The sequence below is a fragment of the Desulfoplanes sp. PS50 genome (assembly GCF_053851535.1).
Genome location: NZ_JBSPZA010000026.1, coordinates 42989 through 58229 on the forward strand (window position 1 = coordinate 42989; position 15241 = coordinate 58229).

Annotated in this window: 14 protein-coding genes; 12 read left to right on the forward strand and 2 right to left on the reverse strand. The window is 53.8% G+C overall.

What is annotated here, in order from left to right; genetic code table 11:
- Positions 1 to 86: 86 nt before the first annotated feature.
- Positions 87 to 2540, forward strand: coding sequence for a Cache 3/Cache 2 fusion domain-containing protein (locus tag ACTVJH_RS11840; RefSeq protein ID WP_455990911.1), 2454 nt, complete (start codon positions 87 to 89; stop codon positions 2538 to 2540).
- Positions 2541 to 2681: 141 nt separating this feature from the next.
- On the opposite strand, the gene ACTVJH_RS11845 is transcribed toward ACTVJH_RS11840, so the two are convergent.
- Entirely contained in the window at positions 2682 to 3116 is a 435-nt protein-coding gene (locus ACTVJH_RS11845; RefSeq protein WP_455990914.1) for a hypothetical protein, read from the reverse strand.
- 268 nt (positions 3117 to 3384) lie between these two features.
- On the opposite strand from ACTVJH_RS11845, the gene ercA reads away from it, so the two are divergent.
- The 3 genes from ercA to ACTVJH_RS11860 all read left to right on the forward strand — a co-directional run bounded on the left by ercA (position 3385) and on the right by ACTVJH_RS11860 (position 6882).
- Entirely contained in the window at positions 3385 to 4572 is a 1188-nt protein-coding gene (gene ercA / locus ACTVJH_RS11850; RefSeq protein WP_455990917.1) for an alcohol dehydrogenase-like regulatory protein ErcA, read from the forward strand.
- Positions 4565 to 6187, forward strand: a complete 1623-nt coding sequence (locus ACTVJH_RS11855) for a hybrid sensor histidine kinase/response regulator (RefSeq protein ID WP_455990920.1) — start codon at positions 4565 to 4567, stop codon at positions 6185 to 6187. Before ercA ends, ACTVJH_RS11855 begins: the two co-directional genes overlap by 8 nt.
- Before the next feature lie 68 nt (positions 6188 to 6255).
- A complete protein-coding gene (locus ACTVJH_RS11860; protein WP_455990922.1) occupies positions 6256 to 6882 on the forward strand; it encodes an FMN-dependent NADH-azoreductase in 627 nt (208 codons plus the stop codon).
- A 223-nt stretch (positions 6883 to 7105) separates the two neighbouring features.
- Here ACTVJH_RS11860 and ACTVJH_RS11865 read toward each other — a convergent pair whose 3' ends face one another.
- Positions 7106 to 7960, reverse strand: coding sequence for an ion transporter (locus ACTVJH_RS11865; protein WP_455990925.1), 855 nt, complete (start codon positions 7958 to 7960; stop codon positions 7106 to 7108).
- Positions 7961 to 8218: 258 nt separating this feature from the next.
- Here ACTVJH_RS11865 and ACTVJH_RS11870 point away from each other — a divergent pair, with 258 nt between their 5' ends.
- From ACTVJH_RS11870 to ACTVJH_RS11905, 8 genes are all read left to right on the forward strand, one after another.
- Positions 8219 to 9130, forward strand: coding sequence for an ArsR/SmtB family transcription factor (locus ACTVJH_RS11870; protein WP_455990928.1), 912 nt, complete (start codon positions 8219 to 8221; stop codon positions 9128 to 9130).
- 144 nt (positions 9131 to 9274) lie between these two features.
- Positions 9275 to 10693 (forward strand): adenosylhomocysteinase, encoded by a 1419-nt coding sequence (gene ahcY, locus ACTVJH_RS11875; RefSeq protein ID WP_455990949.1) that lies wholly within the window; start codon positions 9275 to 9277, stop codon positions 10691 to 10693.
- A gap of 228 nt (positions 10694 to 10921) precedes the next feature.
- Positions 10922 to 11626, forward strand: coding sequence for a DUF502 domain-containing protein (locus ACTVJH_RS11880; RefSeq protein ID WP_455990931.1), 705 nt, complete (start codon positions 10922 to 10924; stop codon positions 11624 to 11626).
- A gap of 7 nt (positions 11627 to 11633) precedes the next feature.
- A complete protein-coding gene (metK, locus tag ACTVJH_RS11885) occupies positions 11634 to 12803 on the forward strand; it encodes a methionine adenosyltransferase (protein ID WP_455990934.1) in 1170 nt (389 codons plus the stop codon).
- A gap of 544 nt (positions 12804 to 13347) precedes the next feature.
- Positions 13348 to 13917 (forward strand): metal-dependent transcriptional regulator, encoded by a 570-nt coding sequence (locus tag ACTVJH_RS11890; protein WP_455990937.1) that lies wholly within the window; start codon positions 13348 to 13350, stop codon positions 13915 to 13917.
- 255 nt (positions 13918 to 14172) lie between these two features.
- Positions 14173 to 14448, forward strand: a complete 276-nt coding sequence (locus ACTVJH_RS11895) for a hypothetical protein (protein WP_455990940.1) — start codon at positions 14173 to 14175, stop codon at positions 14446 to 14448.
- Positions 14449 to 14468: 20 nt separating this feature from the next.
- On the forward strand, positions 14469 to 14849 hold the full coding sequence (locus ACTVJH_RS11900) for a DUF2325 domain-containing protein (protein ID WP_455990943.1): 381 nt from the start codon (positions 14469 to 14471) through the stop codon (positions 14847 to 14849).
- A gap of 256 nt (positions 14850 to 15105) precedes the next feature.
- A partial coding sequence (locus ACTVJH_RS11905) for a FeoA family protein (RefSeq protein WP_455990952.1) occupies positions 15106 to 15241 on the forward strand: 136 nt, incomplete at its 3' end.

Consider the following 15241-nt stretch of genomic DNA (forward strand, 5'->3'; position numbering starts at 1 on the left):
ATGCAGAACAATATGTTCACAGGTCATCCTGTATCTCCGATGATCTTCGAGAAAGTTATCCTGTCCACCCCGTATATGGAGGAGCCATGCGCTTGAATTTTTATCAGAAAATCATCACCGGCATTGTTCTGGTCATGATTGTCCTGGTGGTCGGCATCAGCACGCTCAATTACATGCAATCCCGGGACACCTTGCACACCCTGGGTAAAGGGTCATTGGGTACGGTTTCAGAGACACTTCTCAATACCCTTGCCATGCAGAATCAGGCCCTGATCAAACAGTTCACCGGGCCGGTGGCGACCATGATGAGCGACATTGAGCGGGATGGCGGGATTTTTATCAATCAAAGCCAGCTCATGGAGGTCACGATCCGGGATCAGAATACCCTCGAGCCGGAGACGGTTTTTCTGCCCACCATGTATGTAGGGTTGAACAAGGGGTACGGGGCCACGGATCTGGTGGACAAGATCATGGACATCTCTTCTTCCGCGGCGACCATCTTCCAGGTGGCCGATGGAAAGCTCATCCGGGTGAGCACGAATATCGTGGACAAAGAGGGCGAGCGGGCCGTGGGGACCTATATTCCTTTGTCCAGCCCGGTTTCCCGGACCGTGATGCAGGGAAGGGACTACAAAGGCATTGCCCGGATTCTTGGGGAGGAATACCTGACCCTGTATCATCCCGTGGAGAATCAGCAGGGGGAGGTCATTGCGGTGATTTTTGTAGGCACCAAGGTTCTGAGCCCGGAACTGGAGAAATTTTTCAGCTCGATCAATGTGGCTGGAAATGGCCATGCCTATCTTTTGGATGATCAGGGCAGGTTCCTCATTCACCCGAGCCAGGCAGGCAACTCCCTGGATTCATACGTGCCTGGACTCTGGAACGATATCAAAGCGCATAAAAAGAGCGAATTGGAATATACCCTGAACGGAGAGTCCTGGTTCGCCGATGTCCGTTTGTTCGAGCCCTGGGGATGGTATGTCGGGGTTTCTCTGGATGAAACCGGCATGCTTTTCGGCATGGATACAAGGGCCTTGATCACCGGTGTTGTCGAGGTGATCGTTGCCACGATTCTTTTTACCCTCATAGTCTGGGTCATGCTCCGTTTCCTGATGCGTCCGTTGCTGCACCTGGCTGAAACCGCCAAAAGCATTGCTGCGGGGGATCTCGACGCCAGGACCGAATATGATCGCAGGGACGCCATTGGAGATACCACCCAGGCAGTGAACGCCATGGCGGCAGAGATCAAGAAAAAACTGGGCTTTGCCAAAGGAGTGCTCGAAGGGATCACCCTGCCGGTCGCAGTCATCGATCATCGCAATCAATTCACATTCATCAATCAGGCCATGATTGATATTTTGGGTACCGATCTGACCAGAGAGAACTGCTTGGGCAAGACATCAAAAGAAGTTGTTCAAGGATCCAAGGACGAGAAAACCCTTGCCGAACGAAGTCTCAAGTCCAAAAAGCAGATCCAGGAGGAAATCGTCTACACGAATCCGAGTGGTGAGGCCAGGAACATCTTTGTTTCTGCAACGCCTATTTTTGATCTTGATGGTAATCTGCTGGGAGTTCTCTCTCTCTGGGTCGACCTTACAGAAATCCGCATCCAGCAGGAGCGGATCGAGCAGCAAAACAAGGATATCGCCGAGGTGGCCAGGAAGACCGAGGGTGTGGCCGAGCAGGTTTCCACTGCGGCGGAAGAATTGGCGGCCCAGGTGGAGGAATCCAGCCGGGGAGCTGATGTGCAGTTGACCCAGGCCGAAGAGACCCAGGTGGCCATCGAGCAGATGAGCGCAACGGCTATGGATGTAGCCCGCAACGCTGCCGGGGCTTCGAGTCTGGCCGAGGAAACCAAGAGCAAGGCCGAAGAAGGCGCCCTGGTGGTCAGAGAGATGGTTGGACTTATTGAAACCGTTGCCCAGGTTTCCAAGGAAATGCAACAGGATATGGGCGAGCTTGGTAAACAGGCCCAGGGGATCGGGGATATTCTGGGGGTGATCACGGATATTGCCGATCAGACCAATCTGCTGGCCCTGAACGCTGCCATCGAGGCGGCCCGTGCCGGTGATGCCGGACGGGGTTTCGCGGTCGTGGCCGATGAGGTCCGCAAACTGGCCGAAAAGACCATGGTCGCTACCAAGGAGGTCAGTGCGTCCATCGGATCCATCCAGAAAAGCGCCCAGGCCTCCATCGATGCGACCCAGCGATCGGGTGACTTGATTGAACAGACCACGGGGCTGGCTGATCGTTCCGGCAAATCACTGGATGAAATGGTTGGAAAAATTCAGGAAAACTCGGATCAGGTCACGCGTATCGCTGCTGCTGCCGAAGAGCAATCTGCTGCCACTGAGGAAATCCGTCAGGCCATGGACTCCATCAGAAACGTTTCCGATGAAACGGCCAACGCCATGACCGAATCGGCCCAGGCAATCACCGAATTGGCCCAGCTGGCCTTGGAACTCAAGACGAGCATGCGGGATATGGTGGCAGAAGGGTCCAGTCTTTCAGGGAATAGGCAAAAGGCACTGAAAAGGTAGGAACAATCCTGTCAATGTTGCGATATCCCGGATCTGATCCGGGATATCGCAACATTGGTGGTGGACGTCAGGATATTCATCTCACCGGTCATTGAATGGCCGGGTTTTTCAAAGGCCCCGGAGCTTCCGGGGCCTTTGGTGTTACTGGGAAGGGGTGGCTTTGTCGGAGGCTTCCTTCAAATCCTCGGCAAGGACTCTGCGGACAGCGGCAGTGTATTTGTCGAGTTCCTTGGCATGCAGATGGGTTTCGATTTCCTGGGCATTCTCGATGGCGGAAAAGGGACGATTCAGTGTGCAGAGCAGGTTCACGGACACGGCCTTGCCGTTTTGTTCGACAATGGAGAGGATGTTCGATGTCTTGAACCGTTGCTTCATGTGCTGGGGGAAGGAGCCCATGTTCAGCAGTTCCTGTTTGGGAAAGAACAGATATCTGATGGTCATGACCTGGTTGGAAAAGGCCTGATTCTGGAATCCGGCGTCAAGGTCGAGTCCCTGCTGGCTGGACGTGGTTATCATGGTAAAGATGTCGGCGGCTATGCTCTGGGCATAGGATGTGGTCTCTTTGGAAGATTCCATGTCGTGCGATCCTTATTGCTTGTAATGATGAAACGTGGAAAATGTCGAAAATCGTTGCACCTCTCGTCGATGCAGTGCATAAAGGCAGAAATCCGGAGCGAACATTGGCCTTGATTGTTCAACAGGTCAAGTGATATGATATTTATGGATATTCCCCTTTAATCAGGCCATGTTTCCTCTCTGTCAAGGGGTTCGCAACTTTGTGCAGATTGGATAGTGATGGATTGTCGGCTGTGAGGGTGGATTACAATAATTCAGGGAGCTTGTCATGAAACGACATCGACTCGATCTGGCCATGCGTAAATTTGTGGCCCCGGAGTTTGTCTTTGGACAGGGGGCCTCCGGGCTTGTGGGACAATATGCGACCAACCATGGTGCCAAGCGAGTCTTTGTGGTCACGGATGCGGGAGTCCGGGAACAGCCCTGGTTTGCTGCTGTTACCGATGGCCTTTCCCGATCCGGATTGCATTGTGAAGTATTCTGGAACGTGAGCCCCAATCCCCGTGCTGCCGAGGTCATGGAAGGGGTCAATGTTTACAATGCGTCCAACAGCGATGTCATTGTGGCCATAGGCGGGGGAAGTGTCCTCGATTGTGCCAAGGGGATCGGGATAGCCAGTGCCAACAATCAGATGATCACCGTGTTCGAGGGGGTGGACAAGATTCCCCAGCCGGGTCCACCGTTGATCTGCGTGCCCACGACATCGGGAAGTTCGGCCGATGTTTCCCAATTTGCGATCATCAACGACACGGTGCGCAAGGTCAAAATCGCCATTGTCAGCAAGATGCTCGTGCCCGACGTTTCTCTCATCGATCCGGATCTGACCGTGACCATGGACAGAGATCTCACCGTACATACCGGTCTGGACGCATTGACCCATGCCGTTGAGGCCTATGTCTCCAAGGCCCGGTCGCCGGTTACCGATGTCCACGCCCTGGAAGCGGTCAAACGGGTTGTCGGTTTTTTGCGTGTCGCCCGGGACGAGCCGGACAATATGGAGGCCCGGGGCGAGGTCATGCTCGGGAGTCTGTTCGCCGGACTGGCCTTTTCCAACGCCATCCTGGGCAATGTCCACGCCATGGCCCACAGCCTGGGCGGTTTTCTCGACTTGCCCCACGGGTTGTGCAACGCTATTCTTCTTGATTATGTGGTCGATTATAATTTCGATGCCCAGCCTGATCGGTATGTGGAGCTCGCCGAGGCCATGGGGGCCGCGGACGTGCGTCTCGACCGCCCGGCAGGAGAACAGAAGGATGCGGTTGTGGGGGCCATCAGAAAACTCAAGGCGGATCTGGGCGTGTGTTCCTGTTTGCGGGAAATCGGCGTCAAGGCCGGGGATATTCCTGAACTGGCAGCCACGGCGATCCAGGACGCCTGTACCCTGACCAATCCCAGGGAAACCAGTCTCGAGGAGATGACCGCCATTTTCCAGGCGGCTTTGGAGGGACATGTCTAACACTTTGAAGGATCTTGAAAAGCTCATGGGGCTCGGGGAGCGCTCCACCCGTAAGTCCTATTATCCCGAGCTGCAGGCAAAAATCCGTGAACTCGAACGGTTCAACATGATCCTTAACAGGAGCCATGATATCGTGATCATGGCCCTTTGCGAAGGGGGCCGGATCGTGGACTGCAACCGCACGGCCTGCCGCACCCTGGGATATCGGCGCAGGGAACTCATCGGTCAGTCCGTCGACCGGGTCTTTTCCTCCTTGGTCATGGAGATGGCCCGGACCATGAGCGATCCCAACGGCGTCCGTTTCGCGGATGTGAACGGCGAACTGGTTTCGGTCTCCGGGGAGATCATCCCGGTCGAGGTCAGCCTGCAGCGGATCCTGTACGATGAGACCTGTTACCTGGTTTTCGTGACCCGGGATATCTCCAAACGGGTCCAGGTCCAGAAGGACAAACACCGTCTCGAACAGCAGCTCCTGCAATCTCAGCGCATGGAGACCATAGGGACATTTGCCGGCGGGATAGCTCACGATTTCAACAATCTGCTCCAGATCATCTCGGGCAATATCCAGATGCTCGGGATGAAGAACAAGGATGAAGGGCTCAAGCGGCATGTCCAGGCCATTGATCAGACCACCCTCAAGGCGAGCAATCTGGTCAGGCGGCTTCTGACCATCAGCCGGAAGGTGGAGAGCAGCAAGCGCAGGCTGTGTCTGAACGACATCATCCGGGACACCATGGCCTTGAGTGAGCGGCTCATCCCCCGGATGATCGCCATGGATATCCATCTCGAACCGGATCTTCCGCCGATCATGGCCGATTCGGTGCAAATGGAACAGATCATCCTGAATCTTTCCAGCAATGCCTTTGATGCCCTCGCGGGTAAGGGAAAAATTAGCGTATCGACCCGACGGATTCATCTGCTCCCCGCTGACGCGGACAAGTATCTCGACCTGAGCCCTGGCGACTATGTCCAGTTTGCCTTTTCAGATACGGGTCCGGGCATATCCGAGGAGATCAAGTCCAAGATTTTCGACCCCTTTTTCACCACCAAGGCCGTGGGCAAGGGAACCGGACTCGGATTGTCCACGGTATATGCCATCGTCAAGGAGCACGGGGGACACATCTCCTGCTATTCCACCCTCGGTCAGGGAACCACGTTCAAAATCTATCTCCCCGTGGCCCCTGACGGGGGCAGATCCGGAAACCATGCGCGTCCGATCGCAGCGGAGCGTGAGACGACCGGATTTGCCGAGACCACGGTCCTGGTCATCGATGATGAGGAGATGATCGCCGAGCTGACCAGAGAGGTCCTCGAATCCTTGGGATGCACGGTCATCACGGCGGCCAGCGGAGAGCAAGGGGTTCAGATTTTTGAACAACGCCACACTGAAATCGATCTCGTGCTCCTCGATCTGGGCATGCCGGGAATGGGGGGAGAGCTGTGTCTGCAACGGCTTCGGGAATTGAAACCGGATGGCCGTTTTGTTGTCGCCAGTGGATATCTCGGACATGATATCGCCAGAAAGCCCGAACAATACGGGGCGGCAGCCTTTCTGGAAAAGCCGTTTCAATCGACAGAGCTTGTGGCCACGATCCGAAAGGTTTTGTCCGCATAGATCGAGAAAGACAGCGGGATCGTCTCTGAAGAATCACCACCCCAAGGCACATTAACGAGGAGGACACGATGACAAAGATCATGTATATCAAGGCATCACCTAGGGGCAGCCGATCGCATTCCATGCGTGTTGCCGATTTTTTCGTGGAGGAATGCCTCAGGCTCAGGCCCGGAACCGAGGTGCTGGTCCGGGATCTGTTCACCATGGACCTTCCTCTGTTGGACGGGGCCCTGCTCGAGGCCAAGTACAATATCATGCACGGTCGGGAACATGCTTCAGACCAGCTCGATCGCTGGCGGGTCGTGGAACGGGTTATCGAGGATTTCAAGAGTGCGGATCGCTATGTCTTTGCCGTGCCCATGTGGAATTTCTCCATCCCCTATCCCCTCAAGCATTTTATCGATGTCATTGCCCAGCCGACCTACACCTTCAGTGCCGGCCCCCAGGGATACGAGGGGCTGCTCATGAACAAAAAGGCCTTTATCGCCTATGCCCGGGGCGGGGATTATCCTCCGGGAACAGAGCGCGAACCATTCAATTTCCAGTCCCCGTACCTTGAGTTCATACTCGGGATCATGGGGATCACGGATGTGGCCACGGTGGCCGTCGAGCCGACTCTTGGGGGCATCGATTTGCGGGATGCGGCCCGGGACAGGGCCCTTGCCGCCGCCGCTGAGGCAGCCGCGGTCTTCTAGTTTTCAGATTTTTTTGTCAGGGCAGATCAGATCAAACAAACAGCCTGGGCCACTCCGGTCGATTTGGAGTGGCCCAGGCTGTTTCTGTCCGAGGAACAGGGAGCAAACAGAAGGTAGTGCCGGTCCAAATCAGCACGGGCATGCCCCCTTTTGGGGCGCCGGGCGTGATCATGCCTTTGTACGTTGCAAATCAATGTGAGCATGGCGACCGTCAGGTTACATTTCATGTCTCGGATGGTGGTGCTTTGTGATTCAGGGGAGCAGCACAGTATTTGCAATACACCGCGTCGGGGTCGTGGCCCTCGCTCAGACAGTGGGGGCACACCTGGGTGGTGACGGTTTTTGGGGGGGAACGGACCATTTCCGTGGTCACGATTCCCGTGGGCACGGCCAAGATGCCATAGCCGAGAATCATGATCAGGGAGGCCAGGGTCTGACCGAAACCTGTTTGCGGGGAGATGTCTCCGTAGCCCACGGTGGTCATGGTCACGATGGCCCAATAGATGCTTTTGGGAATGCTGGTGAATCCGTTTTCAGGACCCTCGATGAGATACATGATCGAGCCGAAGATGACCATCAGGGTCAACACGGCGAAAATAAAAACGGTTATCTTGCGCCGACTGGCGGCAATGGCCCGGTTCAGGGTTCGGACCTCACCCAGATAGTGAACCAGTTTGAGTACCCTGAAGATCCGCAGGACCCGCAGAATGCGTATGACCAGCAGATATTGGGTCCCCGGAAAGAAAAGGCTCACGTAGGAGGGGAGAACGGCCAGAAGATCGATGATTCCCAGGACACTGGTCGCATAACGCAGGGGGCGCTGGACGCAGAGGAGACGAAGCACATACTCTACGGAAAAGATCAGGGTGAACAACCATTCTCCGATCAGAAGCCATGTCCCGTAATTTTCGTGCAGCAGGGTCACGCTGTCCATCATGACCACCCCAACGCTGAGCAGGATGGACAGAATCAGCATGACGTCGAACAGCTTCCCGGCCCGGGTGTCGGCCTCGAAAATTACCGTATACAATCGTTCCCTCCATGGAAGGGGATCGCTCTGTTCTGTCAAAGGATTCATGATTGATCCCTGGTCTGGCAGTATGCCTGTTTGTGTCGTTATCCCGTGTTGATATGAACGACTTCCGGGTAGAGTCAAATCCTTTCATCCCAGGGAGTCACGGATGCGTCGGGCAGGGTGGGAACTTCCTCGGACGATGATCTGATCAGGACTTCACGGCTGTGCGGATTTTTCTTGACCTCGGGCCAGGCAGGAGATATCTGTTTATCTCTATATCAATATATCTTGATATATAATTTTGTCATCCTTTCGGTATTCATGGATATTCTCTCTTGCTGTAAGGCCTTCGCCGACTTGACCCGTGCCCGTCTGGTCAATGTGCTCCACCAGTATGAACTCAATGTGGGTGAGCTGGTTGCCGTCATGGGCATGGGGCAGTCCCGTATTTCCCGCCACCTGAAGATTCTGACCGATTGCGGTTTGCTCGTCTCTCGTCGGGATGGATTATGCGTGTTCTACCGCACAGCCTCGCAAGGGCCGGCAGGGAAATTTTTGGGCTGCGTGCTTCCCCTCATGAAACAGGAGAAGATTCTTGGCAACGATTTGGTTCATGCGGCCGAGGTAATCCGGGATCGGATTAACAGGACCCGGCATTTTTTCGATTCCATCGCCATCTCCTGGGACCGGTTAAGCCGGGAGGTCTTCGGGGAAATGGATATTGCCCAGGAGATTCTCAAGCGGATTCCCGCGTGTACAACCATAGCCGATCTCGGGTGCGGTTCCGGCAATCTGCTTACCGTGCTGGGGCAAAAGGCCGACACCGTCATCGGGGTGGACTGTTCCTCCAAGATGCTCGAGCTGGCCGAGCAGCGTATCCCCACGAGTGACAGCGTCAGCCTGCGCATCGGGGAATTGGAGCATCTTCCCCTTCGGGACGGGGAAACGGATTTCGGGATCATGTCCATGGTCCTGCACCATATCGTCCACCCAGAGGCCGCCATCAACGAGGCCGCGCGCATCCTCCGTCCGGGAGGCGGCTTTCTGCTTGTGGATTTTTTGCTCCATGAGAACGAGTCCATGCGCACTGACTATGGTGATCGCTGGCTGGGATTCGCGGATGCCGACGTTGTCTCCTGGCTCGATTCTGCCGGATTTGAGCTGATCAGCAAAGACGCGTTCTCCGTGAACAAAGGGCTGGTGGTCAATATTTTCAAGGCAAAGAAGGGGTAAGGGCAGTGTTAGGTTTTATGTTTTAGGTGTTAGGTAACAGCGACAAGATGCCATCATCTATCTCAATCGTTGTTTGCATGTCCTTACACAAAACATAACACGTAAAATATAACATAACTCAAAAAATACGGAGAAAAATAGATGATGAAAGAATATGACGGCGAATTACAGTACAAGGTTGCGGATCTGGCCCTGGCCGAGTGGGGGCGTAAGGAGATGGATCTCTCCAAAAGAGAGATGCCCGGTCTCATGGCCATCAGGGAGAAGTACGGTAAGGACAAGCCCCTGAAAGGTTTTAAGGTGACCGGCAGTCTGCACATGACCATTCAAACGGCCATGCTCATCGAGACCCTGTACGAGCTGGGTGCGGATATCCGCTGGGCCTCGTGCAATATTTTCTCGACCCAGGATCATGCAGCCGCAGCCGTGGCCAAGGAAGGCCTGGCCAAGGTTTTTGCCTGGAAGGGTGAATCTCTGGAAGACTATTGGTGGTGTACGGAACAGGCCCTGACCTGGCCTGACGGATCCGGCCCCCATCTGATCGTGGATGATGGCGGGGATGCCACTCTGCTTGTGCATCAGGGCGTCAAGGTGGAAAAGGATCCTTCCCTTGTGGAGAAGACCTCTGATGTCAAAGAGTTTCAGATCATCATGGATCGTCTGGCCCACGGGCTGAAGATCGATCCGTCCAAGTGGACCCGAATGGCCAAAGAGATCCACGGCGTGTCCGAAGAGACCACCACCGGCGTTCATCGGTTGTATCACATGGAAAAGAGCGGCGAACTTCTTTTCCCTGCCTACAATGTCAATGATTCCGTGACCAAGTCCAAGTTCGACAACCTTTATGGCTGCAGGGAATCTCTGGCAGACGGAATCAAGCGGGCCACAGACATCATGGTTGCCGGGAAAATCACGGTTGTCTGCGGGTACGGCGATGTCGGCAAGGGATGTGCCCAGGCCATGCGCGGACTTGGTTCCCGGGTGCTGATCACGGAGATCGATCCCATCTGCGCCCTGCAGGCTTCCATGGAAGGGTACGAGCTGGTGACCATGAACGAGGCCGCATCCATGGGTGATATTTTTGTCACGGCTACCGGGAACTACCATGTAATTACCGGCGAACATATGGAAATGATGAAGGACGAGGCCATTGTCTGCAATATCGGCCATTTCGACAGTGAAATCGAGATGAGCTATCTTGAGGACAGTGACGTGTGCACCAAGCAGGAGATCAAGCCCCAGGTGGACAAATGGACCCTCAAGTCCGGCCGATCGATCATTGTTCTGGCCGAGGGGCGGCTGGTCAATCTGGGTTGCGCGACCGGCCATCCCAGCTTTGTCATGAGCAACAGTTTCACCAATCAGGTTCTGGCACAGCTTGATCTGGCCGCGAACCGCTACGAGCCCAAAGTCATGGTGCTGCCCAAGATTCTGGACGAAGAAGTGGCCCGACTCCATCTGGGTCGTCTCGGGATCAAGCTGGATACGCTGACCAAGGAGCAGGCCGACTATATCGGAGTCCCTCTGGAGGGCCCGTACAAGCCTGACTATTACAGATATTAAAACGGCGAAAAGGCGGTGTTAGGTTTTATGTTTTAGGTTTTAGGTAACTGCAACAACTTGGGACCAAACGCTTTGATGAGAAGCAAAATCGTCGCATGCGATGTCTCTAATATGAGTGCCCCTGCCAACCCACGTTCAGAGCAGAGGCCCAATGCCTATGCAAGGCTCAGAAATGGTTTTGGTGCATAACTTAAAACATAAAACCTAACACATAAAACCGTCTTTCCAATGACCATACGAACAAAAAAACCGAAACGCTCCCTGTTCAAGGGCATCCGGGCCTTTTTCAAGGCCAATCTCATCGCCGGGCTGCTTTTTCTGACTCCGCTGGTGGCCACGTTTTTCTTTTTGCGTGTGCTTATCCAGTGGATGGACAGGATTCTTCTCGTCATCCCCAAGGGATATCGGCCCGAAGACCTTCTGCCGTTTCCTGTTCCGGGGTTCGGGCTGATCATCATCGTCCTTCTTTTGCTGGTTACGGGCATTCTGGTCCGCAATTATCTGGGAAGCCGTCTGGTGGCTATATGGGATTATATTGTCTCCCGCATTCCTCTGGTGAACAAGTTCTATATCTCGGTTCAGCAGCTTGTGGAGACGGTCGCCAAGGGGGGCGCCAAGGATTTCAAGCGGGTCGTTCTCGTGGAGTTCCCCAGGAAGGGTATGTATTCTCTGGCCTATGTGACCGGGGTGGCCGTGGGTGAATTGCAGGAAAAGACGAATAAGAAGGTCATCAACCTCTATGTCCCCACCACTCCCAACCCCACCTCCGGCTACTACCTCATTGTCGATGAAAACGAGGTCATCGAGCTGGATATGAGTGTCGAGGATTCGTTTAAATTGCTCATCTCCGGGGGGATCATCAACCCGGATAATTCCACTTTCAATAATACCAAAAATCTCAAGGGCTCTCAGCCCGGAAACAAGCGAGGTTAGAAAAACCATGATCATGACTACAGACCGCTATCTGTTCACATCGGAATCTGTCACCGAAGGCCATCCAGACAAAGTCGCCGACCAGATCTCCGACGCTGTCCTGGATTGCATCCTGGAACAGGACCCCCATGCCCGGGTTGCCTGTGAAACCCTGGTCACGACGGGTATGGCCTTTATTGCAGGTGAAATCAGCACGGATGCCTATGCGGATTTTCCTGCCATTGTCCGGGATACCATTCGGGAAATCGGCTACACAGGATCAGACATGGGGTTTGACGCTGACACCTGCGCGGTTGTCTCGTCCATCGACAAACAGTCTTCGGATATCGCCCAGGGCGTGGATCGCAAGGCCCCCGAAGAGCAGGGTGCCGGCGACCAGGGAATGATGTTCGGGTTCGCTACCAACGAAACCAAGACACTCATGCCTGCGCCCATCTATTACGCGCACAAGCTTTCCAGACGTCTTGCCTATGTGCGCAAGAACAATGTTCTCGATTTTCTGCGTCCCGACGGCAAGACCCAGGTATCCGTGGAATACGCCGGGGGCAAACCCGTGCACATCGATAACGTGGTCGTGGCCTGCCAGCACGATGAAAATATCGCCTATGCCGACCTGGTCGATGCCGTGCGCGAGGAGGTCATTTTCAAGAGCATGCCCGAAGACCTGATGGACAAGGATACACGGATTTTCATCAACACGACAGGTCGTTTCGTTACCGGGGGGCCAGTGGCCGACTGCGGGCTGACCGGCCGAAAGATTATCCAGGACACCTACGGCGGCATGGGCAATCATGGCGGCGGCGCCTTTTCCGGCAAGGATCCGTCCAAGGTGGATCGCTCCGGTGCATACATGGCCCGCTATATTGCCAAAAATGTGGTCGCTGCGGGTCTCGCTCCGACCTGCGAGGTCCAGATCGCCTATGCCATCGGGGTTGCCGAACCCGTTTCCGTCCTGGTGACCACTGGTAACCAGGGCGAGGTCTCGGACGAGGCCCTGAGCAGGGCCGTTCGCGAAGTCTTTGATTTGCGTCCCTATTATATTGTCAAACAACTGGATCTGTTGCGCCCTGTGTATAAGAAAACAGCCTGTTACGGACATTTCGGTCGAGAACGGGTCGAGTTTTCCTGGGAAAAGACCGACAAGACCGATGATTTGAGAACTGCAGTGAAGCTGTAGAGCAGAAAGACAGGTTTCAGATTGGTAATTATTCAGGTCAAAAAATAGCTACTCGAACAGTTTGATATTCAAGGATACGTTTAGGCGTTATACAGTGGATTTAAGAAATGAGAGAATTTAAGAAATTTAAGGAATTGAAGACACGCATTGTAACTGTTTATAATTTCTGAGATATCTTAAATTTCTTAAATTCAGAATTTTGATTTTTGTGAGATGCCCCTGAATAGTTACTCAGATTGTAACACCCCGCTCATCTATAAGGATGGGCGGGGTGTTTTTTTCGTGGTGACCGTGGTGACAACTTTACCGATAGGGTGCGCCAACATCCTACAACCTACCACCTAATGCGGCCAAGCCGCAGTTTTAGGTTTTATGTTTTAAGTTTTAAGTTCAAGCGGTTACGGGATTTTCTTGTTTTTTGTTACAGAATGTTCTGAGTAAGGTACTAAAACTTAAGACCGTTTTTTCCCTTGACATCCAAATCGGGTATGGTATCCGATCTTTCAACTCGAGTTTGAATTTTCTAACAAAGATTGAGGATGTCATGGTAACAGCCGCGAAGAATGGGTCGGATGACCGGCCTCTCACCCCGGCCATGGAAGATTATCTGGAAGCCATCTACGAGATCGGTCTGGAGAAGAAGATCGTTCGGGTCAAGGATATCGCCGCCAGGATGGATGTGAAGATGCCCACCGTGACCAGCATGCTCAAGAATCTCGGGGCTCGGGGATACATCAATTATGAGAAGTACGGATATGTGGATCTCACGAATGAGGGGGAAACCGTCGGCCGGGAGATCTGTCGCAAGCACGGGGTGCTGTACCGGTTTCTCAAGGACATCCTGAATGTCGATCCCCATACTGCGGACGAAGAGGCCTGCAAGATGGAGCATACATTGGGGAGCCCCACCCTGGACAGCCTGATCAAGTTCATGGAATTCATCCAGGCCTGTCCGCGAACCGGGTCCAGCTGGCTGGAGCATTTTCAGGAATTTCGCAAGCATGGACGTACTCCGGAAAAATGCGAAGAGCGAACAGAGAATTTCACCATCGAGTTCAAGGAGCGGGTTGACTCCCTGAAGGATCGCAAATTCCGGACCACCAGGAAGAGGTAATTTTGAGACAGGTTCCGGGATTGGAAGCTTTCCCGGGAGGGTGCAACCGTGACGGCAGGTGTGTTTTTTTCAGGGTCAATGGCTTCGCGCGGATTGATCCTGTATCCCGAACGATGCGGATTTGACGATGGATGATGTTCTCCTGGCACGAAGCTGGCCAGGAGAAAGGGCACGAGGATTTTTTTTTATCAATAAAGTTAGATAAGTAAAAGAAGGGTAGCGAAGGTGAACGAGCTTTGCGCTGGAAATGAAAAATTGATCCATATTGTCAGGGCCAATATCCAGGAACTCCAGGAGGGCATGACCCGGCACTGTGCGCTCCTGGAGGCCATTGTGAATGAGCGCTCCCTCAAGGGGGAGGATATCGGCGACCTAATGGCCCAGTGTCCGCTCCGGGACAGGGAGAACCGGCTTGTGGCAGCCATCCAAAAGGCTATCGATGTCCTCGAGGAGAGTAAAAAATCATTCAAGTCCAAACGGCTCGAGGGATTGCGCAAGGATTTGATCCGGGTTCTGATCGACAACGGGTGACATACACGGGAGAATGGAACATGAGTAGTAAGCGCTCTTTAGAATGTCTGCGGTGTGATTCGAGCTGTCCCCTGTACGGAATATGTCATAAACGGGTTCTCATGGTAGGTGGCATTACCCGGATAAAGGACCGGTATCGTCAGGTCGTCGAGGAACAGGGTGGTCTTTTTGTCTACCATGACGGGTACATGAACAGTGGGAGCAAGCAACTTGAACGACGTCTGAAAAAGGCTGACCTTATTGTCTGTCCGGTTACATGTAACAGCCACGGAGCCTGTTCCATGGTCAAGAAACTGGGCAAAAAATACAACAAACCTGTCCACCTGATCGCAAGCTCGAGTCTGACCGCCCTTTCACAGGTCGTTCGCGGGAATCACCAAGCGGATATGGTTTTGAATTGACAAGCAAACAAGGTGGCTTGCTCAAGCCGTGCTGCAGCCGGATACCAGAAAAAAATCACGACAGCTGAAAAAGGGGTTGACAGGATCGTTGAAAACGATGATTTAGACATCGCTTCTTTTGTTAGGAACAACTAATCAATCATGGGATGGCTTACGGTCTCCGGCGGATGTGCGCGGGGAAAGTGAAGGCGTAACTTGGGCGACATGCCCTGGTACGTCTTTTTTTTATGGTGATGATTACCCAAGGGGGAGTGAAATGACGCTCGATGAAATGAAACCAGGTGCGTACTGCACGATCAACAAACTTTCGGCCGCCGACCGGCTCGGTCAGCGGCTGCTGGACATGGGGGTGTATCCCGGACTCGACGTGAAAGTCATCCGCAACGCCCCCC

Coding starts and splice junctions, on each gene's coding strand:
- ACTVJH_RS11840 (WP_455990911.1), top strand. CDS start 87: ATGCGCTTGAATTTTTATCAGAAAATCATCACCGGCATTGTTCTGGTC.
- ACTVJH_RS11845 (WP_455990914.1), bottom strand. CDS start 3,116: ATGGAATCTTCCAAAGAGACCACATCCTATGCCCAGAGCATAGCCGCC.
- ercA (WP_455990917.1), top strand. CDS start 3,385: ATGAAACGACATCGACTCGATCTGGCCATGCGTAAATTTGTGGCCCCG.
- ACTVJH_RS11855 (WP_455990920.1), top strand. CDS start 4,565: ATGTCTAACACTTTGAAGGATCTTGAAAAGCTCATGGGGCTCGGGGAG.
- ACTVJH_RS11860 (WP_455990922.1), top strand. CDS start 6,256: ATGACAAAGATCATGTATATCAAGGCATCACCTAGGGGCAGCCGATCG.
- ACTVJH_RS11865 (WP_455990925.1), bottom strand. CDS start 7,960: ATGAATCCTTTGACAGAACAGAGCGATCCCCTTCCATGGAGGGAACGA.
- ACTVJH_RS11870 (WP_455990928.1), top strand. CDS start 8,219: ATGGATATTCTCTCTTGCTGTAAGGCCTTCGCCGACTTGACCCGTGCC.
- ahcY (WP_455990949.1), top strand. CDS start 9,275: ATGAAAGAATATGACGGCGAATTACAGTACAAGGTTGCGGATCTGGCC.
- ACTVJH_RS11880 (WP_455990931.1), top strand. CDS start 10,922: ATGACCATACGAACAAAAAAACCGAAACGCTCCCTGTTCAAGGGCATC.
- metK (WP_455990934.1), top strand. CDS start 11,634: ATGATCATGACTACAGACCGCTATCTGTTCACATCGGAATCTGTCACC.
- ACTVJH_RS11890 (WP_455990937.1), top strand. CDS start 13,348: ATGGTAACAGCCGCGAAGAATGGGTCGGATGACCGGCCTCTCACCCCG.
- ACTVJH_RS11900 (WP_455990943.1), top strand. CDS start 14,469: ATGAGTAGTAAGCGCTCTTTAGAATGTCTGCGGTGTGATTCGAGCTGT.